General features: G+C 60.0%; 27 protein-coding genes. 4 read left to right on the plus strand and 23 right to left on the minus strand.

The genetic code is table 11. The features are described 5' to 3' along the window. Position 1: 1 nt before the first annotated feature. The 16 genes from IEX40_RS04080 to IEX40_RS04155 all read right to left on the minus strand — a co-directional run bounded on the left by IEX40_RS04080 (position 2) and on the right by IEX40_RS04155 (position 14,830). Positions 2-1,297 (minus strand): amidase, encoded by a 1,296-nt coding sequence (locus IEX40_RS04080; RefSeq protein ID WP_188745795.1) that lies wholly within the window; start codon positions 1,295-1,297, stop codon positions 2-4. A 37-nt stretch (positions 1,298-1,334) separates the two neighbouring features. Next, the gene (locus tag IEX40_RS04085; protein WP_188745796.1) at positions 1,335-2,672 is read right to left on the minus strand and encodes a TRAP transporter large permease; all 1,338 of its coding nucleotides are present in this window, start codon (positions 2,670-2,672) and stop codon (positions 1,335-1,337) included. Positions 2,673-2,676: 4 nt separating this feature from the next. Then, positions 2,677-3,195 (minus strand): TRAP transporter small permease subunit, encoded by a 519-nt coding sequence (locus IEX40_RS04090; protein ID WP_229680547.1) that lies wholly within the window; start codon positions 3,193-3,195, stop codon positions 2,677-2,679. A gap of 19 nt (positions 3,196-3,214) precedes the next feature. After that, the gene (locus tag IEX40_RS04095) at positions 3,215-4,252 is read right to left on the minus strand and encodes a TRAP transporter substrate-binding protein (RefSeq protein WP_188745798.1); all 1,038 of its coding nucleotides are present in this window, start codon (positions 4,250-4,252) and stop codon (positions 3,215-3,217) included. Positions 4,253-4,311: 59 nt separating this feature from the next. Then, positions 4,312-5,223: a flavin reductase gene (locus IEX40_RS22080; protein ID WP_229680549.1), complete on the minus strand. Its 912-nt coding sequence runs from the start codon at positions 5,221-5,223 to the stop codon at positions 4,312-4,314. An 87-nt stretch (positions 5,224-5,310) separates the two neighbouring features. Further along, positions 5,311-6,183 (minus strand): catechol 2,3-dioxygenase, encoded by an 873-nt coding sequence (locus IEX40_RS04105; protein ID WP_188745799.1) that lies wholly within the window; start codon positions 6,181-6,183, stop codon positions 5,311-5,313. A 70-nt stretch (positions 6,184-6,253) separates the two neighbouring features. Further along, positions 6,254-7,570 (minus strand): TRAP transporter large permease, encoded by a 1,317-nt coding sequence (locus IEX40_RS04110; RefSeq protein ID WP_036186898.1) that lies wholly within the window; start codon positions 7,568-7,570, stop codon positions 6,254-6,256. Next, complete coding sequence (locus IEX40_RS04115; RefSeq protein WP_188745800.1) at positions 7,570-8,091, minus strand: TRAP transporter small permease; 522 nt, start codon at positions 8,089-8,091, stop codon at positions 7,570-7,572. The genes IEX40_RS04110 and IEX40_RS04115 overlap by 1 nt, the downstream gene beginning before the upstream one ends. Positions 8,092-8,101: 10 nt before the next feature. After that, positions 8,102-9,130 (minus strand): TRAP transporter substrate-binding protein, encoded by a 1,029-nt coding sequence (locus IEX40_RS04120; RefSeq protein ID WP_188745801.1) that lies wholly within the window; start codon positions 9,128-9,130, stop codon positions 8,102-8,104. A gap of 65 nt (positions 9,131-9,195) precedes the next feature. Further along, on the minus strand, positions 9,196-10,161 hold the full coding sequence (locus IEX40_RS04125; protein ID WP_188745802.1) for a PDR/VanB family oxidoreductase: 966 nt from the start codon (positions 10,159-10,161) through the stop codon (positions 9,196-9,198). Between the two features lie 10 nt (positions 10,162-10,171). After that, positions 10,172-10,927: an SDR family NAD(P)-dependent oxidoreductase gene (locus IEX40_RS04130; RefSeq protein ID WP_188745803.1), complete on the minus strand. Its 756-nt coding sequence runs from the start codon at positions 10,925-10,927 to the stop codon at positions 10,172-10,174. 12 nt (positions 10,928-10,939) lie between these two features. After that, positions 10,940-11,422: an aromatic-ring-hydroxylating dioxygenase subunit beta gene (locus IEX40_RS04135; RefSeq protein ID WP_036186902.1), complete on the minus strand. Its 483-nt coding sequence runs from the start codon at positions 11,420-11,422 to the stop codon at positions 10,940-10,942. Positions 11,423-11,425: 3 nt separating this feature from the next. Further along, complete coding sequence (locus tag IEX40_RS04140) at positions 11,426-12,721, minus strand: aromatic ring-hydroxylating oxygenase subunit alpha (protein WP_188745804.1); 1,296 nt, start codon at positions 12,719-12,721, stop codon at positions 11,426-11,428. 12 nt (positions 12,722-12,733) lie between these two features. Further along, positions 12,734-13,285 (minus strand): nuclear transport factor 2 family protein, encoded by a 552-nt coding sequence (locus IEX40_RS04145; RefSeq protein ID WP_188745805.1) that lies wholly within the window; start codon positions 13,283-13,285, stop codon positions 12,734-12,736. 10 nt (positions 13,286-13,295) lie between these two features. Then, positions 13,296-13,658: an IacB protein gene (locus IEX40_RS04150; protein WP_188745806.1), complete on the minus strand. Its 363-nt coding sequence runs from the start codon at positions 13,656-13,658 to the stop codon at positions 13,296-13,298. A gap of 20 nt (positions 13,659-13,678) precedes the next feature. Continuing rightward, positions 13,679-14,830, minus strand: coding sequence for an acyl-CoA dehydrogenase family protein (locus IEX40_RS04155; protein WP_188745807.1), 1,152 nt, complete (start codon positions 14,828-14,830; stop codon positions 13,679-13,681). Between the two features lie 768 nt (positions 14,831-15,598). Between IEX40_RS04155 and IEX40_RS04160 the strand changes: the two genes are divergently transcribed. Then, the gene (locus tag IEX40_RS04160) at positions 15,599-16,078 is read left to right on the plus strand and encodes a MarR family winged helix-turn-helix transcriptional regulator (RefSeq protein WP_188745808.1); all 480 of its coding nucleotides are present in this window, start codon (positions 15,599-15,601) and stop codon (positions 16,076-16,078) included. Positions 16,079-16,246: 168 nt separating this feature from the next. On the opposite strand, the gene IEX40_RS04165 is transcribed toward IEX40_RS04160, so the two are convergent. The 7 genes from IEX40_RS04165 to IEX40_RS04195 all read right to left on the minus strand — a co-directional run bounded on the left by IEX40_RS04165 (position 16,247) and on the right by IEX40_RS04195 (position 23,717). After that, positions 16,247-17,686 (minus strand): amidase, encoded by a 1,440-nt coding sequence (locus tag IEX40_RS04165; protein WP_188745809.1) that lies wholly within the window; start codon positions 17,684-17,686, stop codon positions 16,247-16,249. 90 nt (positions 17,687-17,776) lie between these two features. After that, positions 17,777-18,997: an MFS transporter gene (locus IEX40_RS04170; RefSeq protein WP_188745810.1), complete on the minus strand. Its 1,221-nt coding sequence runs from the start codon at positions 18,995-18,997 to the stop codon at positions 17,777-17,779. Between the two features lie 15 nt (positions 18,998-19,012). After that, a complete protein-coding gene (locus IEX40_RS04175; protein WP_188745811.1) occupies positions 19,013-19,933 on the minus strand; it encodes a SphA family protein in 921 nt (306 codons plus the stop codon). Positions 19,934-19,998: 65 nt separating this feature from the next. Continuing rightward, complete coding sequence (locus IEX40_RS04180) at positions 19,999-20,991, minus strand: helix-turn-helix domain-containing protein (RefSeq protein ID WP_188745812.1); 993 nt, start codon at positions 20,989-20,991, stop codon at positions 19,999-20,001. Positions 20,992-21,158: 167 nt separating this feature from the next. Next, entirely contained in the window at positions 21,159-22,076 is a 918-nt protein-coding gene (gene rarD, locus IEX40_RS04185) for an EamA family transporter RarD (protein WP_188745813.1), read from the minus strand. Between the two features lie 114 nt (positions 22,077-22,190). After that, a complete protein-coding gene (locus IEX40_RS04190; protein WP_188745814.1) occupies positions 22,191-22,823 on the minus strand; it encodes a DsbA family protein in 633 nt (210 codons plus the stop codon). Between the two features lie 9 nt (positions 22,824-22,832). After that, a complete protein-coding gene (locus IEX40_RS04195; protein WP_188745815.1) occupies positions 22,833-23,717 on the minus strand; it encodes an MBL fold metallo-hydrolase in 885 nt (294 codons plus the stop codon). Between the two features lie 106 nt (positions 23,718-23,823). Here IEX40_RS04195 and IEX40_RS04200 point away from each other — a divergent pair, with 106 nt between their 5' ends. The 3 genes from IEX40_RS04200 to hpaD all read left to right on the plus strand — a co-directional run bounded on the left by IEX40_RS04200 (position 23,824) and on the right by hpaD (position 26,403). Beyond that, entirely contained in the window at positions 23,824-24,744 is a 921-nt protein-coding gene (locus tag IEX40_RS04200) for a LysR family transcriptional regulator (RefSeq protein WP_188745816.1), read from the plus strand. Between the two features lie 185 nt (positions 24,745-24,929). Beyond that, complete coding sequence (gene hpaR / locus IEX40_RS04205) at positions 24,930-25,352, plus strand: homoprotocatechuate degradation operon regulator HpaR (protein WP_188745817.1); 423 nt, start codon at positions 24,930-24,932, stop codon at positions 25,350-25,352. Between the two features lie 196 nt (positions 25,353-25,548). Further along, positions 25,549-26,403, plus strand: coding sequence for a 3,4-dihydroxyphenylacetate 2,3-dioxygenase (gene hpaD / locus IEX40_RS04210; RefSeq protein ID WP_188745818.1), 855 nt, complete (start codon positions 25,549-25,551; stop codon positions 26,401-26,403). The last annotated feature ends 399 nt before the right edge of the window (positions 26,404-26,802 follow it).

The following is a 26,802-nucleotide window of genomic DNA, read 5'->3' on the forward strand; positions in this document are numbered from 1 at the left end:
GCTAGCGCGCCGCGATCAGTGACTCAAGCCAGAGGGCCTGCTGCAACAGCAGAGCATCGCCGCGGGCACGCCCTATCAGCTGCACGCCCAGCGGCAGCCCCGCATCATCCCGCATCCCCGGCACTGTAATTACCGGAAGACCCATCGCCTGCCAGGGTCGGCTCATGTGCGGCGCACCGGTCTTGCCCTGCCCAAGCGGTGCCACACCCGGCGCGGCCGGCGCCAGAATGGCATCCACCTCACCGAGGTGCGACCAGAGCTGCTCGCAACCGGTCTGTGCAGCCAGCAACGAGTCCAGATAGTGTCGATGCTCGAGCCCAAGGCCGGATTCGATCAGTTGGGAGAGCGGCTCGCTCAGCTGATCGGGGAAACGAGATTCATAAGCCAGGTTGCGCGCAACCTCATAGGCCATGATCCGCTGATGATGCTCCACCATCTGCTCAAGCAAACCATCATCGGCAACCTGAACACAGTCGACACCGGCCTGTTGTAAGCGCTCGGCCAGCTGATTCAGCGCACCGCTCATCTCTACACTGGTCTCCCCAACTCTCTCACCGGGGCACAGCGCAATGCGTCGCGGCTTGATCTCGGCATCAAGCGAGAGCGGTTGCGCCTGTCGCAACAGAAGCGCGCGCAACAACTGGATATCTTCGACCCGACGCGCGAACAGGCCGAGGGAATCAAGCGATTGCGCCAGCGGCTGAACCCCGCGCAGCGAGAGCTCGCCGCGGCTTGCGACAAAACCCACCGCACCGCAATAGGCGGCCGGTCGAATCACCGAAGCCGCTGTCTGGGAGCCAAGCGCAACAGACACCATACCGTCGGCAACGGCAGCGGCAGAGCCACTGGAGGATCCGCCGGGCGTGCGCGTCAGATCGCGCGGATTGGCCGTTTTACCCGGCTTGAAGTAGGCAAACTCGGTGGTCACCGTCTTGCCCAGCGTGATGGCACCGGCATCATGCAGCATCGCGACACAGCTGGCGTCATCCACCGGTTGACGCCCGGTGTGAATGGACGAGCCCATTTCGGTGGGCATAGCGGCGGTATCGATGATGTCCTTGATGCCCACCGGCAGCCCCTTGAGCGGACTGGCCTCGTAGGCGTCCTGTTGCCGGCGGTACTGCTGTAGATAGGCCTCACGACTCAGCCGGTGCTGCCAGGCGCCGACCTCGGGCTCACGCGCCTCGATACGGTCAAAACAGGCCTCGATTATATCGAGCGCCGTGCATTCGCCAGACTCTATCGCGTGCAGAGCCTGACGCAGCCCCAGTATGTTCAACGCTTCAGCTTCAGCCATTGTCACTTTTCCATTTCAAAATCGTTATTGAAAACGCTCACTGGATCATCCAGGTCGCCAGCGGCGGATAGGCGGCAACCAGCAGCAACACCAGCAGCTGGAGCGCTACGAACGGGCCGGCGCCCTTGTAGATATCCACCATGCTCACCTCCTTCGAGGCGCTGCGGATATAGAACAGCGCCATCCCCACCGGAGGTGTTAGAAACGAGGTTTGCAGGCAGAGTGCGAGCAGAATGGCGACCCATACGGGGTCAAAGCCGAAGCCCACCATGATCGGCATCACCAGTGGCGCGACAATCAGCACGATCTCCATCCAGTCGAGGAAGAACCCAAGCAGAAACACGATCAGAATGACCAGCGCCAGTACACCGGCGGGCTCGAACGGCAGCGCATGCAGCGCATTTTCGATCACCTCGTCGCCGCCATATCCACGCAACACGACGGAGAAGCAGGAGGCACCGAAGATCAGGGCATAGAGAAAGGCCACGGTGCGCCCGGTCTGATAGCACACCTTGCGAAAATCCGCCCAGCTCAGCTGACGGGAGCGCACAGCCAGCAGCGTCGCGCCCGCCGCCCCGATACCGGAGGCCTCGGTGGGCGATGCGACACCGGCGATGATCGAGCCCAGTACCGACAACACCAGCAGCAGCGGCGCCAACAGCGCAGCGAGAATATCCCTGACCTGAGTGGCAAGCGATGCCTCGCTGCGCTGCTCCGCAGGAATGGCGGGCATGGCACCGGGCCTTAGCAGTGCATAGCCGAGGATAAACAGTACAAAGCAACCGGCCAGCAACAGCCCCGGCAGGATCGCGCCCATGAACAGATCGCCAACCGGTATTCTCAGCTGATCGCCCATCACCACCAGCATGATCGACGGCGGCACCAGAATGCCCAGACAGCCGGTGGCCCCCACCGTGCCTGCGCTGACCCAGCGGGCATAACCTGCATTGATCATCGACGGCAGTGCGATCGTTGCCAGCAGCACGACGGACGCACCGATGATGCCGGTGGACGCGGCCAGCACCACGCCGATCAGGACCACCGCGATTGCAAGCCCGCCGGGTGCCGGCCCCAGCACACGGCGCATGGCATCGATAAGGCGCTCGGCGACGCCCGAGCGCTCCAGCATGAAGCCCATGAAGATAAACATCGACATCGGTATCAGCGAGTAGCTCGATACCGTGGCGAACACCCGGTTGGCAACAAAACCGATCGAGCGCAGCTCGGCCACATCGCCAATATCCAGCGGCTCCAGAACACTGCCCAACGCCGCGAACAGCACGCCCACGCCACCCAGCACAAAGGCCACCGGAAAACCGGTGAACAGCACCAGCATGAAACTGGCGAACATCAGTATGACCAGCAGTACATCCATGGTGTCACCTCACGCCTGATCGAAGCTGATCAACAATCGTCATCACACTGCGCATCAGAATCGCCAGCCCCTGCAACACCAGAAGGCTCAGCCCCAACGCCATGACCCCCTTGATCAGGTAGCGCGCCGGGAGCCCCGAGGGCATGGGAGAGCCTTCGCGTAGCGACCAGGAGTAAGAGGCGATGTTCCAGGCATGCCAGCTCACCAGCAGCGTGAACGGCAGGAACAGAAACAGGATGCCGCAAACCTCCAGCACCGAGCGCCCCATCGGCGAGAGACGGTTGTGCAGCAGATCGACCCGAACATGCTCATCTGCCTGATAGGTGTAAGCGAGACAGCAGAGTACGGCGATCGCATTGAGGTGCCACTGCAGCTCCTCAAGCTCGATCAGGCCCATATCGAACACATAACGCAGGAACACGTTGAGCAAAATGGTCAGGATCAGCAGCGGAAAAAACAGCGAACCGATTTTGCCGACAGCCACCGTCACCCGCTCGATCAGCTGCACAACATTCATCATCATCTCCTACCCGATACTCACCTCAATCGGCCTTGTGGGTACTCCAGAGTGCAACCTTTTCACGGTAGGCATTCAGGGAATCCAACGTGCGCTTGAAGTCGGCATCGGCAGCAGACTGCTCGGCCATCACCTCATCCGTGGCCGTGCGGAACGCCGCCAGCACCGCCGGTGGGAAAGACTTGATCTGAACACCCTTGGTTTCGAAGTCGGCGATCGCCTGCGCATTTGGAATACTGGTGGAGGTGATCGACCAGATATGGGTTTCCCGGCAGGTGTCCTCGATCAGCTCGCGTTGCGCCTCGCCCATCGAGTCCCATTTCTGCTTGTTGATGATCAGTTCGTTGATCGCCGCCGGCTGATGCCAACCGGGCAGGTAGTAGTTCTTCGCCACCTTCTCGAAGCCCATCGCCGCATCGATGGCGGGCATGGAGAACTCGGTGCCATCGATTACGCCGCGCTCAAGGTTGGGGTAGATATCGCCACCGCCAAGCAACACCACCGATGCCCCCACCTTCTTCATCACCTCACCGGCAAGGCCGGCAAAGCGGATCTTCTTGCCCTTGAGGTCATCGATGCTGTTGATCTCGAAGGTGTACCAACCACCGGCTTCTGAATCCATCAGCCCGCAGGGAACCGGTACAACGCCCTGTTTGGCGTAGATCTCACGCCAGATCTCCAGTCCGCCGCCGTTATACAGCCAGCCCAGATAGTCGACGGCGTCGGGGCCAAAAGGCACACCGCCGAACAGCTGCATGGCCGGGAAACGCCCCGCCACATACAGCGGAGAGGTATAACCCGCATCCAGCGTGCCCTGTCTTACCGCATCGAATATCTCCAGCGAGGGCACGAGCTTTCCGGCGGAGTACACCTTGACCTTGATCGAGCCACCGGAGACGGCATTGATCCGGTCGGTGAAATGCTCGGCATTCTGGCCACTGGCCGGCAGTGTCAGCGGCCAGGCACTCTGCAGGTCCATCTTGATGGTATCGGCGCAAGCCGCGGTGGTACCGGCCAGACACAGAGTCGCGGCCATGGCGGCAGTAACGGATTTCAGAGACATGTGGTTCTCCTTAACGTGAGTAAGGTCCCTTTCTACAGGACCGACTGTAACGATTCGGATCAGTGCGCCACCGGCGCCGCCAGTATGCGCAAACACTCTTTCAGCACGTCGCGTTGCGATGCGCTCAACCGCCCGAGGACCTGCTGTTCATGCTCTATCGCTAGGCTGCGCACGCGGTCTATCAGCGTCCGTCCGCTCTCGCTGAGCCCAGAGTCGACCTCGATCAGCCCCTTGTCCCGCAGCCACTCCAGCGTCTCGCGAAGGCTCGCCACCGGCTGTGACACCTGTTGGGCGATCGCCTCGACCGGCGTGTCCGGCGCATCGGCCAGCACCGACAGCACGCGCCACTCCTCGGCGGTTATCCCCAGACGGGTCAGGGTCGGATAAAAGCTCTCCCGACAGGCCGAGAGCGCCTGATGCATCTGGTAGAGCAGGTAATCATTGAGAAAGCCGCCGGTTACCGGCGGGGTCGGCATGTCGCGAACACCGGGGTGAACCTCGGGCACGGCGTAACGGCCGTTGTGGAAAACCAGCGAGCCGACGTTGTCTTCATAGCCGTAGTCGGTGACTTCACCGACGATGATGAAGTGATCGCCGCCGTCGTAAACGCTCCAGGTGCGGCAGGCAAACCAGGCCGCCGCGCCCGGTACGCGAGGGCAACCGTTGGCATCTTCGAGCATCTCGAGTCCGGCAAACTTGTCGTCGCCGCGTCGGGCAAAACGGTTGGAGATTTCGACCTGATCGTCACGCAACACGTTGATGGTGAAGTAACGGCCCTCAGTAAAGGCCTGCAGGCTGTAGGCGCCCTTGTCGATACTCCAAAGCACGAGTGCCGGTTCGATAGACACGGAGTTGAAACTGCTGGCAGTCACGCCGATACGCTCACCCCGGTCGTCGGTAGTAGTGATAACGGTCACGCCGGTGGGAAACTTGCCCAACGCACGGCGGAAATCTTTAGCATCGATAGACATGGGGAACCCCGCTTGAACTGCTTGATGATGATGGCCGCTGGAGAAAACGGCGGGACAGCCCACGGCCCGGTCGTCCCGCCTCAGGCCTCAGGTCAGTACGGACAGGAAGCGCTCGTTCAATACCCTGTCGTGGTAGAAGATCGCCTTGCCCAGCTGATCCACATCCCAGGTCACCGGCGGATGGTCGGGATAGTGATAGTCGCCGGAGCCGTGGGTAAGGCCGTGACGTGTGGGGCCGATGTCGATGGAGGTATCGGTCATCGAGATCAGGTCCGCCGCGCGCAGCACGCTCTCCCAGGTTTCCAGAAAGAATGAAGCGTGGTGGAACTTGCCGGGTTCCGGATGATCGATGAACGCCACATCGTGCGCCTTCATGCTTGCGGTCAGGAACTGCGCCACGCGCGTACCGTCCGGCGTCACCACCTGCTCGGCAAGATCGAAGCCCAGCACATCGCGGAACAGATCAAGCGTCTTGTCCAGGTTCGTACCGTAGAGCAGGCAGTGGTCAAAACGCTGCGCCTGCATCCCCTTGATACCACGCGGCCAGGCTTCCGGATTCTTCTCGCCCACGCCCCACTTGCCTGGCTGTTCCTTGGTCGCGAACAGCTCAAAGGCATGACCGCTCGGCGCGGTGAAACGGACACGACGGCCACAGCCGCTGAGTTCACCCTCGGGGATATTCTCCACTTCGCAGCCAAACGCCAGCAGCTCTTCGCGGCGGGCATCCACCACATCTTCGCTGATGCACTTGAAGCCCATGAAGTCCATGCCGGCGGTGTCGGCTTCGCGCAGCACCACGGAGAACTTGTCCACCTCGGTCCAGCCCTTGAGGTAGACACGCCCCTGGGCGTCACGGTCGGTTTCGATCAGGCCGAGCAGATCGACGTAATGCTTGATCGCTTCATCAAGGTCCAGCACCCGGATCTGCACATGGCCGGGACGCATAATGCCTTTTTTCATTGGGGTTTCCTCTCTTGTTTTTATCGGTTTGCATTCGTTTCGCGCCTGTTCGGGCGCACCTCGTCCTGCCTTAGCCAATGGCGCGGGGCAGCATCAGGGAGAGCGAGGGTACGGTAGCGATCAGCAACAGGCGCAGGATGTCGGCACACCAGAACGGTGTAACGCCCTTGAAGATCGTGGACAGCTTCACGTCGGGCACGACCCCTCTGAGCACGAAGACGTTCATGCCCACCGGCGGGGTGATCAGGCTGATCTCGGTGACCACCACCACGAGGATGCCGAACCAGATCAGATCAAAGCCCAGCGCCTCAACCATGGGGTAGAACACCGGCACCGTGAGCAGGATCATCGACATGCTTTCCAGCACACAGCCCAGCAGCAGATACACCCCGATCAGCATCAGGATCACCAGCATCGGGCTTACGCCCTGCGCCAGTACCCAGTCACGCATGATCACCGGCAGCCCTGTCAGGTTGATGAAGTTGGAGAAGATCACCGCACCAATCACCAGGAAGAACAGCATGGCGGTGGTACGCGCCGCATTGCTCAGCGCCCGTCGCGCCATCATGAAATTCAAGCGACCGGAGAACAGTGCGATCAGGAAGGCACCGGATGCACCGATCCCGGCCGCCTCGGTGGGCGTGAATATGCCGGCATAGATACCGCCCATGACGATGATGAAGATCAGGTTGATACCCCAGACACCCTTCATCGCCTGCAGGCGCTCACGCCAGCTCGAGCGGGGACCTGCCGGGCCGCTCTGCGGATTGATACGCACCGCAAAGGCCACCGCCGCCATATACATCAGCACACCGATCAGCCCCGGAATCAGCCCGGCGATGAACAGCTTGCCGATATCGCTCTCGGTCATCAGGCCGTAGATCACCAGAATCACGCTCGGCGGAATCAAAATGCCCAGGGTGCCACCGGCCGCAATCGCCCCCGTGGCCAGGCCATCGGAGTAGCGGTATTCACGCATGGAGGGCAGCGCCACCTTGGACATGGTCGCCGCCGTCGCCATGGAGCTGCCGCAGACAGCCGAGAACGCACCGCAGGAGACCACGGTCGCCAATGCCAGGCCGCCCTTGAAGTGGCCCAGAAACGCGTTGGCGGCTCGGTACAACTCCTTCGACATACCCGACTCGGTGATCAGGTTGCCCATCAACAGGAACAGCGGCACCACCGACAGGCCATAGGCAAGACCTGTATCGAACGCCACCGAGGCGATCATGTTGAGCGCCGCATCCAGCCCGCGCGGGTTGCCGTATCCCACCATCTGCATCCAGGCGAACCCGCCGACCCCGACCATGCCCATGGCGATGGCCAGTGGCAGTCGGATCAGGATCAGCACCATCAGCAGCACAAAACCAATCAGACTCGCTTCCATTACGCCTCACCTCCGGCGAGCATCGCGCGCAGGCGACGCAGCATGATCGTCAGCTGAGCCAGTACCGACAGCGATGCGGTCACCGCCATCAGATACGCAAGCCACGCATAGGGAATTTCCAACACCGCGGTGGTGTCTTCGTAGGCCTGCACCTTCATCGCATGACGCCAGAGCATCCAGGCAAACACGCCGAAGGCGAGCAGAGTGACCAGATCGATCAGCACCCGCTGAACCGGTCTCAGCCAGCCACGCACGGCCGAGTCGATCAGGTCCACCTCGATGTGTCCCTGATCGGCGGTGACCAGCGGCAATCCCAGAAAGATCACCGCTGCCAGCATCAACTCGGTCAATTCGAAGGCACCGACCAGTGGCGCGGAAAACAGATAACGTCCCAGTACATCGACCAGCGTCACCGCCATCAGCAGGAACATCATGATCACCGCAACGGAATCCAGCGTCAGACGCAGAACCCGCTCAACCCGGCTTGTGTCATCCGGACTACCACTGAGCGTGAGTTTCATCTCGACCTCCTCAGTTCGCGGCGGTCTGCACCGGCGCGTGGCTCAGCGTGCGGAACGCATCCAGAGCGGCCTTACCGTCGATACCCTTGGCCTGAGCTTCCTTGAGCCACTCGGCCTCCATCGGTGCGCTCTTCTCGCGGATCTCGGCAATGAAGGCATCGTCAGCCGTAATGATCTCGTTGCCATTGGCCTTGAGCTGGTTCAGGCCATCGGCATCCACCTGATCCCATACACGACCGGCCAGACGTGCCAGCGCTTCGCCAGACACACTGTCGATCGCCTCCTGATCCTGTTTCGAGAGGCTGGCAAAGCGGTCACGGTTCATCACCACGAAGAAGCTGAAGTTATACAGACCACCGGGCACCAGCGTGGTGTAGCGGGTCTTGTCCTCGATATGGAAGGCAGCGACCGATTCCAACGGGAACAGCGTGCCGTCGGCCACGCCGCTGGAGACCAGTTCATAGATGCTCGAAGAGGGTTTTTGCAGCGTAACGGCACCCAGTGCCGAGGCCAGGTCATTCATGATGCCGCCACCGACACGCATCTTGAGCCCCTTGAGATCGGCCGCCGAGTTCACGCTGTGCTTGCTGTTGTGAATCTGGCCCGGACCATGGGTAAACAGGCCGAGCAGTTTGACATCCTTGTGCTCACCGGCCTTGGCCAGATAGTCGTTGTAGACCTTCCAGTACGCGACCGAGGTACGCTCGGCGCTGTCACCGGCAAAGGGAAACTCGACCATCTTGTACAGCGCGAAGCGGCCCGGCGTGTAGCCCTGTGCTCCATAGGTGATATCGGCCTGACCGTCGCGGGCGATATCGTAGTGCATCTTGGGATGGCCCAGTGCAGAGGGTAGAATCACGATCTTGACCCGGCCTTCGGTGGCGCGCTCCACATTGGCAGCCCAGGGATGCATTACATCCTTGACCAGCGGATGCCCCGCCGGCAGCCAGGACGACATTGTCAAACGCGTTTCAGCCTGAGCGCCCATCGCCAGCAGCGCCAGTACAGCAGAACATGTCAGTGAGATCAGCTTGTTCATTTTCACTCTCCCGTTTATTGTCGTTATGCAGTGCTATGAAGCGCCCACGTCGGCGACGGCTGGCTTCAGATATCGATAACCAGACGCGCACTTTTTGCCCGTGAGCAACACAGTGCGATCTGGTCGTTGTCCTCTTTCTCCTCCTCGGTCAGGAAGTGGTCACGGTGATCCGGCGTACCCTCGAGCACATCGCAGATACAGGTGCCGCACACGCCTTCCTCGCACGACATCTGTACCTTCACCCCCGCCGCTTTCAGCGCCGTCGCGATGCTTTCATTCGGGCCGACCTGCACGGTCACGCCACTGGTTTCAGCAAACACCTCAAACGCCTCGCCGCTGATATCGACCTCGGCGCTGAAGTATTCGAAGTGGATCTGCGCATCCGGCAGGCCCGCAGCCTTGCTCTGCTCGATCACCCAGTCCATGAAGCCGCCGGGGCCACACACGTACACGTGGCTACCCTGCACTGCGTCTTGGCACAGGGCTTTCGGGTCGATGCGTGCGGCATCGCCGGCATCGTCAAAGTGCAGCACCAGTTGCTCGCCGAACTCACGCTTGAGCTCAGCGAGAAACGCCGCCTTGCTCTCGCTGCGGCTGCAGTAGTGCAGTTCAAACGAACGCCCGGCCGCCTTGAGTGCATACGCCATGGCGATCATCGGCGTAATGCCGATACCGCCGCCGATCAGCAGGCTGTGCGCGGCCTCCATCTCCAGCGGGAAATGGTTGCGCGGTGCGCTGATGGTCAGTTCGGCACCGGTTTCAAGTTCTGCGTGGATCCGTTTCGAGCCGCCGCGGGAATTGGGGTCGTTGAGAATTCCCAACCGATACACGCCCTCCCCCGGCGCATTGCTCAGGGAGTACTGACGAATGGTGTCGTCATCCAGAATCACGTCGATGTGCGCACCCGCCTGGAAGGGGGGCAGCGCAGAGCCATCCACAGCGGACAGCACGAACAACGCGATGTCGTCGGTCTGATTCTCGCGGCGCGTCACCGTCGCGCGGATCAGGGTTTCATTGATACTGCTAGTCATTGGCATTACCTCAGCGCATGAACAGGCCGCCGTTGATGTCCCAGGTGGTACCGGTCGCGAAGTAGGCTTCGGGCCGGGCCAGCTGAACCACCATGTCACCGATAAAGTCCGCATCGCCGAGCTGCCCCGCCGGGATGGCGGACAGCAGTGTCGGCAGACGCTCCTCGGGAACCAGTGCTTTCACCATCGGGGAATCAATGGGACCGGGGGCGATGGCGTTAACGGTTACGCCCCGTGACGCCAGCTCCTTGGCAAATACCTTGGTCAGGGTCAGGATCCCGCCCTTGGACGCGGCATAGTGGGCACCGGTGGAGGTGCCCCCGTTCTGCCCGGCCAGCGAGGCCATGTTGATGATGCGGCCGTAGCCCTGTCCGGCCATGTACCCGCCAATCACCTGACAGCCGGCGAAGGTGCCGCCCAGATTGATGCCGACCACCTCATTGAACTCCTGCAGGTCGATCTCCATCACCGGTGTTGCACGGGTCACGGCAGCGTTGTTCACCAGCACTTGAAGCTCACCCCAGCGATCGACCACGGCAGCCAGTGCCGCCTCAAAGTCCGCCCGGTGGGCCACATCAAGCGACACCGACATGGCGGTGTCGCCGCTGGCGTCCAGCGCACGGGCAGCGCGTTGCGCCGCCTCGCCGTCGATATCGCTGATCGCAACCTTGAAACCCGCCGCATGCAGACGCTGGGCGATATGTTGGCCCAGTCCCTGGGCCGCGCCGGTGACCAGCGCAATCTGTGTGTGTGTTGGGTTACCCATGGCCGTCGCTCCTTAGAAGATGAAGCTGACGGTGCGCAGGAAGCCGTCGGCGTGGAGCAGCTTGACCACCTTCTGTTCCAGCTTGAGGCCCTCGGCCGTCGGCTTCAGGGTGTACTCCACATTGGCCGGATAGGTCACCAGCTTGCCGTGGCGCAGCTCGTTCAGGGTCATCGCACAGCGTGCGATCACCAGGTCGTCACCGGCTTCGAGGATGCGCACGCGGGATACCATGCGCACCGTGGAGCCGACGGAGATGGCCGATACCGACTCACCGTTTTCCAGCCGGGCCACGCGCATGCGGCGCATGTCGGCGTCGTCCAGCGCCAGGTTCAGGGTATTCAGGTAGTCGGTCTCGTTGAGGTCCGTCGGCACGATGTAGAGACCGCTGTCGGTCCACAGCGATAGCCACTCCTGGTACGCCTTGTGATCGAGCAGGTCCGCTTCATAGCCGATGAACTCGGTGACCTGCGCCAGCAGTTGGGTATTGGATTTCATCGCTTATTTCTCCTCTGCCGCGGCCATCATCTTTTTGTACTGCTGGTAGGCACCGCGCATGCCGGTCTCGGAGCAGACCGCCCCCTGCGGGTTGCCATCTTCGGAGGTGCGCAGCTTGCTCATGCCGCGGTTGACCAGAATCCAGCCATCGGTACCGGCCATGGAACCCTTCTGCACCCGCTCCCAGGCCTCTCCGTCATCCGGGGTACCGAAGCCCATCGGGCCCTGGAAATGTTCGTGCAGACGCATCCGCTTGTGGTTGAACGCATCAGGTGCGCCGTCACCGCCAAGGGCCACGTGCTGAATTTCGGTCTCGCCGACGCTGACCGGACGCAGCACACGGAAGAACGCCATGGAGCAGGAGACGTTGGGGAACAGGTTGAGGTTGAAGCCGGTACCGTGCGCTGCACGCACCAGTTTTTTCACCTCGTTTTCTGATTTGCCTTCGTCGCGCAGCGCCTGCGCCAGCGCCGAGAAACGCTCCGGGATCGGCTGATCGAGATCGGCTTCCAGATCCACCAGTTGCGGAATCATCACCATCACGCTGTGACCGTTGCCCAGATCCTCGACAAAACCCTCGCCGTCGAGGAAGTCGAAGATGTCGGCGGTGGCCTCGTCCAGCGAGGAGACGAACGACTTGTGCACAATCGGGAAGTGGTAGGCGTCGGTGGTGTTCTCGAGCTGGATCTTCCAGTTACCGGGGAAATTGAAGCGGTGCTCGCCCAGTACTTTCACCGGGTAACCGCCACCCTGTTTCATGAACAGGTCGATCCACTTTTTCGCCCCGCCCAGGAAATCTTCGAGCGGTTCGATATCGTTATTGAAGGTGGCGAACACCATACCCTGGTAGCTCTCGACCCGCAGGCTCTCCAGCGGCATCTCGCTCTTGTCGAAAACGCCGTCGTACTCCTCAGGCTTGGGCAGTGCACGCAGACTGCCGTCCAGACCATAGCCCCAGCCGTGGTAGGGGCAGGTGAACGCCTTGGTCTTGCCCTTGCGCGCCTCGCAGACGGTGGCGCCACGGTGGCGACAGCGGTTCTGCAGTACGTGCAGAACCATCTTGCGATCACGGCTGAGGATCACCGGCTGACGACCGATGTAGGCGGTCTTGAAGCTGCCCGCCTCCGGCACTTCGCTCTCGTGGCCGACAAACACCCAGGTGTTGTTGAACACCAGATCCAGCTCCTCCTCGAAGATCTCGGGGTTGGAGTACAGCTCCTTCTTCACCCGGCCCTTCTCCACATCCACCATATCGGCGGCCTGCAGGCCGATGTTTTTCATATCGATCAACTGGCTCATTGTCGTTCTCTCTTATTCGTTCTCTCCGGCGCCGAGGCCGGTCATCTGTTCTTCGGGCACCGGCAGCGGCTGCGGGTTGTCCCAGGGGCTCTGCACAGGGCGATTGAAGCGGCTGGTGGTGCAGAAGTGGGCGATCTTCCAGCGCCCCTGCTCACGCCTGAACAGCACATCCAGCAGTGCACTGCTCAGCTGTGAGCGGCCGTCGGCGAAGGTGGCGGTTTGCAACAGCACCCAGCTGCCCTCAGCCTCGGTATCGCTCTGCACCTGCACCCGTTCGGAGGTCAGAAAGTGCACGTTGAGGGCAAAATGTGCCGGTGGCAGGGTGTACTTCTCGAACATCGCCCGCACCGCCTCGCGCCCCTCGCGCCGACCGAACGTCGCGGCATAGCGCTTGCCCTTGCCCTCCCAGATCGCGTCCTCCGTAAACAGCGCCATGAGCGGCTCCAGGTCGAAACCCTCGTCGAGGTAGTCGCACAGCTGCATGTACTGATGCAGGCAGGCACTGACCTCGCGCGCCGCCTCAAGCCTGAATACCCGCTGCTTCAACTGCTCCAGTTCGCTCATGGCCAGGGCCTCAGGCACGCTGCACGATCAGTTCGCGGCCGATGCGGGCCTCGACCTTGGCATAGCGCCACAGCTTGTACGGCCCTGAGCCCACCTCGGTGGTGCGAAACAGGTTGCAGCAGGCGGTAACCCGCTCGTAGTCCGCCACGTCGGCGAGCAGATAGGTGGTCCAGGGGTAGCCGCTGGAGGGGCCGACCATGCTCTGGTCGTCGTCCATATTGCCGATCACCTCGACCCCTTCCATGTCGTGGATGCCGTTCCACATCTGGCCAAATGCGGCCCATACCTGAAGTTGCTCGTCACGCGGTGCATCCATGAAGTTCTGGTTGATGCCCATGCAGAACAGGACGCGCAGTGGTTTGTTGTCACTCATGATCTGTCTCTCCGTTGGGATTAGAGGTAGCCCGGCAGCGGGTCGTGGCCGAAGAACATGGCGCCGGCATTCTTGAAGGTGATCGCGCCCATGAAGGCATGCTGGGTCGCCAGCATGGCATCCCGCGCCACACGGCATAGCGGGTGGTCGGTGTAGGCACTGGTCATACCCGCCAACTCATACGCTGTGCGCACCACGGCGGCACACTCATGGGTCAGGTGGCTGGTGGAGAGGCGCAGCAGATTGGTCTGCTCGCGGCTCGGCTCGCCACCGGCCAATACGGCATTCCAGGCCTCGTCGGTGGCGTCGTAGAAGAACGCACGCGCGGAGCGGTAGCGCGCTTCCGCCTTGCCCACCTCGATCTGCACGTACTCACGTTCACCGAGGTTGGGGGCACCGGTCACCGACTTGCGACCGGCGGCCATGCCCTGAATCACATCCAGCGCTTCGCGTGCCAGACCCGCCGTGGTAACCGACAGCACCTGGGAGGCAAAAGAGAGCGAGGGATAGCGGAAGAACGGTGCATCCATGTTTGGCGCACTGCCACGGACGAATGTCCACTCGTCGGGCACAAACACATCCTCGACAACCAGATCGTGAGAGCCGGTCCCGACCATGCCGATCACATCCCAGTTCGGCTCTATCTTGACCTGTTTGGCAGGCATCACCGCCAGCAGTGGCAGCTTCTGTTCGCCGCCATCCGGCTGGATGCCAACCGCGAGAAGATCCGCCCCCATGCAACCGCTGCTGAATCTCCAGCGTCCGTTGAGGATGTAACCACCCTCGACACGTTTGGCCGGCTGGATCGGGAAGATACCGGCGGCAAACACGACGTTGGGGCCCTGTGCCCAAACCTTGTCGATGGTCTGCGGCGGCAGCGATGCCAGGTAGGCGGGGTTCATGCCGAAGCTGGCGATCCAGCCGGCAGAACCGTCGGCTGCCGAGATCGCCTCGACCATCTGCAGGAACTCTTTCGGGGAGCGTTCATCACCGCCAAGTGTCTTGGGCACCATGGAGCGATAGACACCTATCTCCTTGAAGGACTCGATAATGTCCTGCGAGATATGCTTTTGTTTCTCGAATTCGTCGCGGCGCTCGCGCACCTCGGCCAAGAGGGCGTCGAAGACTTTCTCTCCGCCCCAAAGGGATTTATCGATCTGATGGGCTGGCATCGTACACCGCTCCCTTAATCGTATTTATTGTCATGCCGGACTGCTGTTTCCGGCGGGAATTTTTGTGTCTTCAACGTACGCTTGCTCCAAGCACCTGCCCCGAATCGGCAAAGCGGCCAGCACTCCATTTGTGATGGTGCTGACACACCTGCATACACCCTGTCACGACCATAAAAAACGAAGCGTTTTTTCAGCACATTTCGGCAGCTCAGTTCTGTAGAAACACACATGATCAGACTCGCCTATCTCGGGTGTTCGCCAAGGGATGCAACCGCTTGAACAGTTCGTCCGAAGACACCTTGAGAATTTCACTATTCACTTGAATCGTCAACTAATTTGCGAGACATATTTCCTATGACAGAGGTCAATGCAAATTGACGCAGACTATTTTCACAAACATCCAGAAACCAGTGAAAAGGTCTTGATCTCCACAAATAATTGATTATTTTTCATATACTTAAAAACCTAAAAACCCTTTATCCGCCATCGCAAAAACCTCGTCATTTCGCTGCTGCAAAAAATAAATTTCCATTTATGAGATGTTCGATTCCCATAAATAACGACTCAAAACAGGCTATAAAAAATTGCACCAAACTATGCTTATTGGCATCAAAAACGTGCAGATCCATGCACCGTTACGGGACATTGCGCCCCCAGCTTGAGCAAAAGTCCATGCAGCCTCTGCACGATAGACACAAGACGCTGTATACTTGACCGATCAACTATTTTTGAACTGAGCCCCGTGCGGAAAACGACGAGAAAGCAGGCATGAGCAAGAGCAGCAAATCCGACATGTACGATCCGCTGGGCGATAATTTCAGACGGCGGGAGTTTCCGTTCTACTGGGTAGCACAGGTGAATGCGTTATACACCCAAGAGATGGAGAGAATACTGAAGAAGATTGATATGGATCTGCCGCGCTGGCGTATTCTGTTGATTCTGAATGAACATCAGCCGCTGAGCATCTCGGAGATCGCCCAACACGCCGTCGCCAAGCTGCCGACCATCACCAAGATCCTCTATCGCATGCAGGATCAGGGGCTGGTGGAGCTGACCACCTCAGCCAGCGATGGCCGCGTCACACTGGCAACACTGACCGACAAGGGGTATGGCAATCTGAACGAGGTCAGGGACTCGGTCAGCAATATCTTCAAACGCAGTTTCAAAGGCTTTAGCAACCCGCAGATCCACCGCATCAACGACCTGCTGGAAAAGCTCTTCGACAACCTGAAGTCGATTCGGGACTAGTGAAAACATGGGAGCGTGCTGTAGCCGACATACTCATCATCGTCGAGCAAAGTGAGAATCGACCTGAAAAAAAGCCCCAGATGTTATCCGGGGCGAATTACACTACCGAGGTGCCGTATTGCCTTTTACCCCCTGCCCGAGACACGGTGCCCGGACAGGGTTAACTCATCACTCCACGCAGGCATTTAGCGGCGGGCGGCGTTGCACCCAGGGCTGGGCCTGCTCCAACTGATGGGCCAGTGCCAACAGCGTGCTCTCCTCACCGAAGCGTCCGGCAAAGTGCGCCCCGATCGGCAATCCGTCCGGAGTCCAATACAGCGGCACCGACATCGCCGGCTGACCGGTGGCATTGAACAGTGCAGTGTAGGGCGAGTAGCTGTGGAAACACTCGATCAACGTCCCCATATCGGCCTTGTCATCGGCCACATCAAGCGTACCGATCAACGGCGGCTCGCGTGTCAGCGTCGGGGTAAGGATCAGGTCGTAATCGCGCATGAAGTTGGCGAAGGTGCGACCGAGGGCATGAATCCCCTCTATCGCCTGCACATACTGCACGGCACCGATATCGCCCTTCTCCCTCAGGTATATCCGGGTACGCGGTTCCAGCTCCTCTCCGGTTACCGGCGCTCCGCGCATCGCGCCCAGCATATTCAGATAACTGCGCGTGTTCGGGCCGATGATGTCGAACGCCATATTGAAGAACTGCGGCAGATCCACCGGCAACGTCACCGGCAAGACCTGGTGGCCAAGGTTTTCACAGAGTCTCGCCGCATGACGCACAGCTGCCAACGCCTCAGGCGACGAGGGCCAGGGATCCATCTGTTCCACCAGTGCGATCCTTAGCGGTTTGGTCGGCCCCCTCATCGCGTCGACGTAGGAGGCCGGTCGAGCAGGCGCCGCATAAGGTGCGCCCAGATCAGAACCGGCGGTCATATCCAGCAGCGCCGCGCTGTCACGAACCGACAGGGTAATGGCGTGGCCGACGCCCATACCGCCCCAGCCCTCACCGACCAGAGGACCGTTCGGCATCAGACCACGGCTGGGTTTGAGGCCGAATACACCGCAACAGGATGCCGGCACCCTGAGGGAGCCGCCGCCATCGTTGCCGTGGGCGAAAGGCACTACACGAGACGCCACCAGTGCCGCGGCGCCGCCGCTTGAACCACCGGCGCTGCGCTCGGTATTCCAGGGGTTGCGGGTGGCACCGAAACGGGTGGACTCGGTGGTGTAGGAGGTACCGAATTCGGGCGAGGTCGTGGTACCGACAAATACGCAGCCAGCCCGACGCAGGCGGCTGACCAGCTCATCATCCATCCCGGGGCGCGCTTCGCCCAGCGCCAGGGAACCGTTGGTCATACGCGCCTCGGCCAGCGGCGCGAACAGATCCTTGATCAATGTCGGCACACCGGAAAATGGCCCCTTACCGGGCGCCTGCCGGCGGGCCTGATCGTAGAGCTTTTCGGCGACCGCATTCAACTCGGGCTCGACCTTCTCCAGCCGCGCGATGGTCGCCTCCAACAACTCCTGCGGCGTCACCTCGCCCGCGCGAATCGTTTCGGCCAGTGCAGTGGCGTCCGATTGATCGATCAGTGCTTGTATATCCTGCATGATATTTCCTTTCCAATCGTAAAAGGACCGACCGCCAGAACATTGGGGGTAAACAGGATGGCGGTCGGTCGTACAACAGTAGTCAGACGATCAGGTCAGCGAGGTATCGGTGGCACTCGGTGCCGCACGACCGGGTATCATCCGCGCAAGCAGCCAGATACCGGCACCGACGAGACTGGCGATCGCCAATGCGGAGATGGCCTCGCGCAGGTCACCGCTCTGAGCGATCAGTGCCGCCACCACCAGCGGACTGACGAACTGGCCGATATAGAGGCTGGCGGTGAAGCCGCCCATGCCGCGTCCGCGAGTGGCGCCCGTCAGTGCGTTCATCACCGGGGCCATGGAATTGGGTACCAGCAAACCGGCACCGATACCGTGAATGGTGACGGCCACCAGCACGGCGTTGAAACTCTGCGCATGGGCGAGCAACCAGAGCCCCATCGCGATCAGCGCCAACAGCAGGGCATTACAGCCACGAATGCCCAGCAGGCGGCGCATCAGCGGCCAGATCAACGATCCGCCCAGTGTTGCCAGCAGACCCAGACCGGCCGAGGCCCCGATCATCGTGCTTGAGGTTACCCCCATACCGACCAGCAGTGCCGGCGCCTGGACCGGCACGATAAAATTCAGCACCATACCGGCAAACACCAAAAGATAACCGACCAGCAGCGCCCACATGTTGACCTGCTGCGGATCGTTCGCACTGACCTGCTCACGATGCTGTCCCGGCTCCCACAGCACCTTCATCATCAACGGTACCAGTAGTATCGGCAGCAGGTAGAGGTAGAAAGGCGTACGCCAGGAGTGCTCCCCCAGTGCCCCGCCAATCACGAAGAACAGAGAACCGATCACACCGATGGTGACCACCTGGAGATTGACGTACTTCAAGCGCTCCTCACCGCTCCAGTAATCCGCTATCAACGTGGCACAGCAGGTCATCACCGCCGCTTCGGTACAGCCGAACAGCAGGCGTACACCGACAATCGCCTGTAGATCATTCAGGAAGGCGGGAATAGCGCCCAACAGTGCGTAGAGCAGCGTGGCCAGTATCAGCAGGTTCTTGCGACCAAGCCGGTCGGCCAACAAACCGGCCACTGGCGCAAACAGGGCGATCGCCAGCGCCGGACCGGTAATCGCCATCGGCACCAGCACCTGGGCATTCGGCTCGACCGGGCCAAACTCGGCACCCAGCTTGGGCAGAATTGGTGCGACCATGACCGCACCCATAATGGTCAGGCTGCTGCCGAGCATCAGCAACGCCCCTTCACGACCTCCCGTCGCTTGACGGGTCGTAACATTCACTTCAGTCATGACGATCGCTCCTCATCAAAAGCTCTGCGCAATGCGCAGTGCCAGTTGATAGCCCTCGGTACGGTTTTCCGCGTCGAACTCCTTGTAGGCATGCAGCCATACCGCCGGCAGACCCGGTCGGAAGAAGCTCAGGGCGGGCCCTGCCGCGAACACCTGTGCACGGTTGCCATTGCTCAGCCCCGGGCCTTTGTCATCGCTGATCTGGCGGTAGTAGTAGCCACCCAGCCCCAGCGTCCAATCCTTGACATGCTGACCGACCGCGAACTCATGGCGATACTCGGTACCACTGCGATAATCCGTGTCATCGTTGCGGGTATTGAAATCAAGCTGGAAGCTGGAGGAGAGCTCGAAACCTGTATCTGAGATATAGCTGGCGTTGAGAATCGGTGAGAAGGTCCAGTGGTTCAAACCCGGCGACACCAAACGATCCCTGTCGTAATCGCCGGTCGGTGCCTGGATCTGGAACTGGGCGTTCACACCCAGGTTGCGCGAGGGATTCCATTGCAGAATCAGCGGCGTTACCGTCATATCCGCCTGACGAAACAGCTCGGCACTGTCCGAAAAGGTACCGAAGGGTGTCGGTACATTCAGTGATGCATCCATGCGGAAGAACGGCAGTACGGCACTCCAACCATACTTGGCGCCCCACAGTTCATAATCCGTCATACGTACATGGGCCAGGCTCATCGACAGGACGTCGAGGGAAAAATCCACAGGCGTATCCCCTCCCGAGCCGTCCTTGAGTTTATTGGCCGAATAGAAGGCCACACGCGTTCCAAACGCACCATTTGGTGTGGCCGGCGGCATAAAGCCGGCACCGAAATCGTACAAACCAAAGGACGTGGTCGGCGCACCGTTCTCGGTCGCCTGAACGGATGCCGCGGATAGGATCAGAATCGCGCCGCCAACAGCGCGTGTTATTTTTCTTGGATGCATTGGCTACTCCGGTGTGATTGTTGTTCGAGTCAACAATCACACTACAAAGGAGTCAGCCGGACAGGTTATCCGAAATCAGCACAATGTCGCCGCACTCGACTCAGGGTATCCGAGGGACGCTCCCCGAACAGCTGCCGATACTCGGCGGCGAAACGGCTCAGGTGCCAAAACCCCCAGTTCGCGGCAACATCCTGAACAGTCATGGTCGCATCCGCTTGCAGCAGCGCGCGGTGTACGGCGTTAAGCCGCAATATTCTCAGGTAGGCCACGGGGTTGACGCCAAGCGTCTCCTGAAAGCAGTACTGCAGCTTACGGCGGCTGGCACCGACGTGGTTACAGAGATCCATGATCGAGGGAGGGTTGTCGCGATGGCTCAATGCAAACTCACAGGCCCGGTCGACAATCCGCTTACGCGCAGTAGAGGAGAGAGGCGTCACCTCCTCGGAGTCGATCAGATCCAGCAGGTGCAACAGGACCGTATCGCGAATACCGGCGCGAATCGCCGCGTGAGCCAATAGCGTCGGCCCCTCTCCGTCCATGACACTATCGATGAGGGTTGCAAGTTCTTCACGGCAGGAGAAATTAGCCAGCTGAAAGCAGCCTGCTACAACGTCCAAATCCAGCCTGAGGTCCCGCTGCTGTTGCGCAAGCATAGTCTCGAGCAGAGATTTTTCGACAGCGACGCATAGCAAGTCGACTTCCGCAGGGGTGCGCAGATCCGGCAACTGATTGCCGGACGCGGCCAGGACGCTCTGCACGTTGATCGCACGCCCATCGCAATGGAAGTCGTGCTCTTTCACCGCCAACGGCAGACTGAACGTGACTGCGCCGTCCCAGGACTGACCACTCTTGACCATCGCCTGATTGGCCCGGTCTCGGATCAGTTGCATCCCGTCCAGGTCCAGTTCGGTGATGCTGCCTTCAAACAGGCCGGGAGTGACCTGGTTGTAGTCCATCTTCCAGCCGCTGAAGCCGCGCGCGTGCTCTTCGACATTATGGGTGCTCCGATGACGGAGGCCGGAACATCCCAGTGGCGTATCAACGTGCTCAAGGCGCATAACAGCAACGCTCACTATCTTATTCTGATTGTTTTTTAATCAAATCAACTTTTATTCCGAATGACAACCGCCGTCGCCATATTTGCCGAAATCGGATAGTGAGTCTGTATCGATTGATACCATATTGCAGGTTCAATTACCCTCAACGCCCAATCGGGTACCTTGTATCAATCCACTTTAGCGGGTGCCGACGGCTGCAGGAGCCGTTCCGCCTGCCGCCACTTGCGCAACGAATCGACGGTCATGATGCCAAGCGCTGTCCAGATCAAGCCGAAGGTCACCAGCTTGCTCGGGCTCAGCGGCTCATCATAGACAAACACCGCCAGTAGAAAGATGCCACTCGGCGAGATGTACTGGAAAAAGCCCAGCGCGGTCAGGCTTATCCGATTGGCCGCCGCCGCGAAACACATCAGCGGCACCATGGTGATAGGACCGGCGGCGAACAGCAGTAGATAGGTAACGGCCGTATATTGAGCCGGCTCGCTGCCCGGACTGCTACTGAACAACAGATAGCCCGCCGCAACCGGTAACAGCAGGCCGGTTTCCAGCGCCATGCCGGTAAAGCTGTCGACACCGAGCTTCTTGCGCACCAGGCCGTACAGTCCGAAGGTGGACGCCAATACAAGGGCAACCCAGGGCAGACGTCCGAACTGGATCAACTCGAACAGCACGGCGACAACGCATAGTCCGACAGCGAGCGTACGCACTCGATCCAAGCGTTCACGAAAGAACAGCATGCCCAGCAGGATATTGATCAAAGGATTGATGTAATAGCCCAGACTGGCGCTCAGCATCAGGTTGGCGTTGACCGCCCAGATGAAGACACCCCAGTTCAATCCGATCAACACCGTGGAGGCGAGCAGCGCCCAACGCGCACGGTTCGAGCGTAACGCGGCGATCAACATGTGGCGCTTCTTGAACAGCAGAATCAGGCCAAGCGTAATGAGGCAGGACCAGATGATACGGTGGGCCAGTATCTCGAGGGCAGGGATATCCTGCATTACCTTGAAGTAAACGGGTGCGATCGACCACAGAATATAGGCGATCAGGGCGTAGAAAACGCCGCTTTTGGTGGTTTGGTCCATAGCTGATCTTGATCGGTGTCAGTGGGGAGGTGGAGCAAGGATACCTTTTATCCTGTCCGACAAGCCAAGAAAAGATAGACGAGATAAGGGCTGGACAGCGCCAGCCCTGTCACCTCAGCGGGAAAGCAGCGTATGCAGGAACTCGGACCAGCGCTGCGTCTGGCCGTAGTAGTTGGAGATCTCGAGCCGACGCAGGCCGCCTTCCGTCTCCAGCAACAGGGTGGGAAAACCGCCGCCACCGTTGGCATCCAGCATCCGCCGGGTGTCATCGATATGACCCATGACCGATTCGCTCTGCTGCGCAAAAACACGGTGGAACGCCTCGGCCTCCAGGCCGAGACCGACGGCCAGTTCGACCAGGGTATCGAGTTCGGACACCCTGCGCCCGTCGACATAGTGCGCATGCTGGATCACCACATGCATCGCCAGGCCGTCCCCGGCCAGCGCCTCGACCGCCCGAATCGCCGTGATCGGCGGCAGTGAATCCATCACCGTATCCGGATCCTGTATCAGTCCATTCAGATACGCCTCGCCAAACGGCTGCCCGGTGAGTTGCGCAATGCGACGGTCGCTGGAGACGATATGCTGACGCATCGCCGGTACGACCCGCTGCCCCCGCATCAATCCACCGCCATGCAGTACCAGTTCGAACCTCTCCAGTGCCTGAGCGGCCTGGATCAGGGGCTCCGCTGCGTAGCACCAGCCACACAGCGGGTCATAGATGTAGTGCAGTATCGGTTTACTCACACCACCTCCTTACCACTTCATCTCGCCGGTGCTGACCTTGGCGCCGATATCGAGCGCGATCCCCAGGCCCGCGTTCGGGTAGTGCTGCTTCATCACCTCGATCAGGTCGGCGGACCCCTGGGCTTTCGCCAGCTCCTGTTCGAAGGTGTTCAGGTAGGTCTTGGTATACTCCAACGCTTCCAGTCCGGTCGGCGCGCCCTCTGCCATATGGCCGGGGATCACGGTCGTCGGCTGCAGTGCCTCGATACCTTCGAGCGTCCGCCCCCAGTCCTGGCGCGCCTCCTTGCTCTGGGTATCCGCCGTCCACAGGTGCAATCCACTGAACACATTGACGCCACCGACCACCGCCTTGATATCGGGAATCCACAGGTAGCCTCGGAGTGACTGGTCACCGTTCGGACCGCTGACGACCAGCTCATGGCCTTCGATGCTCAACCCCTCGGCCGGCAACGGCTCTGGGATCACAGGCGAGTGCGGTGCGTTGGCCCCCAATTTTGGCCCCCAGAAGCCGACCTTTTTCTCGACCGTGTTGCGAATCCACTCGATGGTGGGAGCGCTCGCGTACACCGGCACGTCCGGGAACTCTTCGCGAATCACCTCGGCGCCGAAGTAGTAATCGGGATCGCCGTGGCTGATATAGATCGCTTTCAGCGTCTTGCCGCTGCTGAGGATATTGGCCACCAGCCTGTGAGCATCCGCGCGGGCGAACTGGGTGTCGACCAGCACCGCTTCCGTCTCGCCGCTGATCAGCACCGAATTGACATGGAAACTGTTAGCGTCGGCGTTGAATACCTGCAGAGACAACGGCTCCGCAGCCTGAACGGCGGTGATGGCCGAGATCGACAGCGCCAGGGTCGCTGCTGCTCCTACGATTTGGGTTTTGAATGAGGTCATCTCACGCTCCTTTTCCGATATTGAAGAGATGACGCCACTCTACCCTCTTGATTGGATATGAAATATGCCTAAAAATGTTACTTATTATTACAATAAGTGAGCAAATATGGATCGTTTGACCGCCATGCAGGTGTTCGCCGAAGTCGCCAAACGGGGCGGTTTCACCGCTGCCGCCGAGCATCTCGATATCAGCCGCGTCAAGGCCACACGCTATGTCAGCGAGTTGGAAAGCTGGCTCGGAACGCGCCTGCTGCAACGCTCCACACGCCGGGTGTCGTTGACCGAAGCGGGCGAGGCCTGTCTGCGCCAGTGCGAGCAGATGCTGGCCCTGACCCAGGATCTGCAGTCAACGGTGGGAAGACGCGACAGTTCGCCGCGCGGACAGTTGCGCATGACCACCAGCATCTCGTTCGGTCAGGCCCATCTGGCCGGCGCCGTGGCCGAGTATCTGCAGCAGTATCCCGATGTGACGGTGGATCTGATGGTGATCGACCGTGCCGTCAACCTGATCGAGGATCGAGTGGACCTGGCGATCCGCACCACCGGCGAACTGGACCCGAACCTGGTGGCCCGACGTATCGCCCCCTGCAGCTCGGTGATCTGTGCCTCTCCGGACTACCTCAGGGCCAGGGGCACTCCCGACCACCCGCGGGCGCTAAGGGAACACAACTGCCTGACCTACACCAACTTCGGCCGCAGCGAATGGCGTTTCGACAATCGCCAGGGTGAGGAGATCCAGGTGGAGATCAGGGGCAACCTGACCGCCAACGAAGCCTCCATTCTGATGGAGGCCGCGCTTGCCGGCGCCGGCGTGACGCAGTTGCCCACCTACCTAGCCAACCCGCTGATCGAACGCGGCGAACTGATCGAACTGCTGCCGCAATGGAGCCCGCCTGAGTTGGTGATCTGGGGTGTCTATCTGTCGCGCCGCCATCTGCCCGCCACGGTGCGCACCATGCTCGACTTTCTGGTCGAGCGTTTTCGCGATGCCCAGCGTTGGGAGAACTCGATTCACAAGACGTCTTGATACACCGAATATGACCAGGGGTAGAGGCAGGCGGCAGGCCCTAGCCAACGCCCCGTGTGACCCCTTATTATTCCTATGTTTAACTGGACTTTAGTTAATATATTAATGACAATTAAGGTCCATATAAGGCTTAGATATTTGACCCACCTGCCCGCAGATGCGTCCATCGGCACGGTACCCACACTATGCGTAAATTCGACGATTCCATACCGCTGAAACTGCTCAAGGCGCGCGAAGCGTCGATGAACTTCTTTCGTCCTGTGCTGCAGGAGATCCCGCTGACCGAGCAGCAGTGGCGCGTCATCCGCGCACTGTACGAATACAAGGAGCTGGAGTCCAAACAGCTTGCCGACCTGTGCTGCATCCTCAGCCCCAGCCTCACCGGCATCATCAGCCGCCTGGAGCAGCAGGGCTACATTCAGCGCCGCAAGTCGACCGAAGATCAGCGCCGCGTGCTGATCAGTCTGACCCAGCAGGCGATCGATATGTTCGAGCGTGTCAGCCCGACGCTGGAAGCGCGCTATCGTGCCATGGCAGAGCAGTTTTCCGACGAGAACATGGCCCTGCTGCACGATCTCCTCAACAAGCTGTGCAAGATAAAACCCTGACACCGATCAATAAGAGATCAACTGACTAACCACTCGCCCAGTTTGTGCATTGACTCTATTTAACATGTTAACTACCTTATTACTTAACATGTTAATAAGTTTATCAGTTTTGCCGTTCGACAAATGCGGCTTGATGACCGGTCGGTCTCCCCGGCAGCCATCACTCGACCCCCTCGACATAATAAAGGTGTTCACAATGGGCGAAATCGTTCTTGCAGCTAAAATCACCCACGTTCCGACCATGCTGCTGTCGGAAAAGCCGGGCAAACTTGAAGGTTGTCGTCAGCAGGCGATCGACGGCCAGCGCGAGATCGCTCGCCGCGCCAGAGCGGCAGGAGCTGATACCGTGGTGGTGCTCGACACCCACTGGCTGGTGAACGCCGGTTTCCATATCAACAGCAACCCCCACTTCAAGGGGGTTTACACCAGCCACGAGTTCCCCCACTTTATCCAGAACCTGTCCTACGAATATGAGGGCAAGCCGGAGCTGGGTGATGCTATCGCCGCCAAGGCGACGGAGCGCGGCGTCCACACCCTGTCCCATCAGGTCGAAACCCTAGATCTGGAATATGGCACGCTGGTGCCGATGTACTTTATGAATCCGGAAGCGGATCTGAAGGTGGTATCGATCGCAGCCTGGTGTACCGTGCACAACCTGAACGACTCACGCGTTCTCGGCGAGGCGATCGCCGAGGCGATCAAGGAGAGTGACAGCAAGGTATTGCTGCTGGCCTCCGGCTCCCTGTCGCACAAGATCTGGGAGAACGAGTTGTACGAAGCGAACAACGGCACCTTCACCATCTCCCGTGAATTCAACCGCCAAGTCGATCTGCGCGTGCTGGAGCTGTGGCAGAAGGGCGAGATCGCAACGTTCCTCAAGATGCTGCCGGAATACGCCCAGTACTGCGCAGGTGAAGGCGGCATGCACGACACCGCGATGCTGTTCGGCGCCTTAGGCTGGGACAACTACACCGGCAAGGGCGAGCTGATCGGCGAATACTTCCCCAGCTCCGGTACCGGCCAGGCGAACGTGGTGTTCCCGGTCCAGTAAGCGACACCTGCTGCACCTCAAGCGGGACTGGCTGGGCTTAAAGCGCCCTGCTATTCCCGCTTGAGCAACTGGCTCCAACTCGGGTCACCCCTCCACTGCCACGCCCTCTGCGGAGGCAACATTGCCCCGAAATACTCCAGACTCGGGCGGCACACCCAGTCTTATCGCTGTAAAAAAACATACATATAAAAGAGTTATAAGATCAGGCTTGAACTTTGCATAATATCTTGCATCGGTAAAGATCGACACAAGCAGAATGCCGGCAACGACGCCTCACCCGATTGCATCCCATCGATGCAGTCGCGTGGGGCGTTTTGTCGTTTCTCACACTGTTTACCCAGCCCGGCCGGAACGCAGAGCCTACCCGGGCCTGGTGTCGAACGGGGCAGAACCACCTCA

This window comes from Marinobacterium zhoushanense, from assembly GCF_014641945.1.
In the GTDB taxonomy this organism is placed as follows: Bacteria; Pseudomonadota; Gammaproteobacteria; order Pseudomonadales; family Balneatricaceae; genus Marinobacterium_D; species Marinobacterium_D zhoushanense.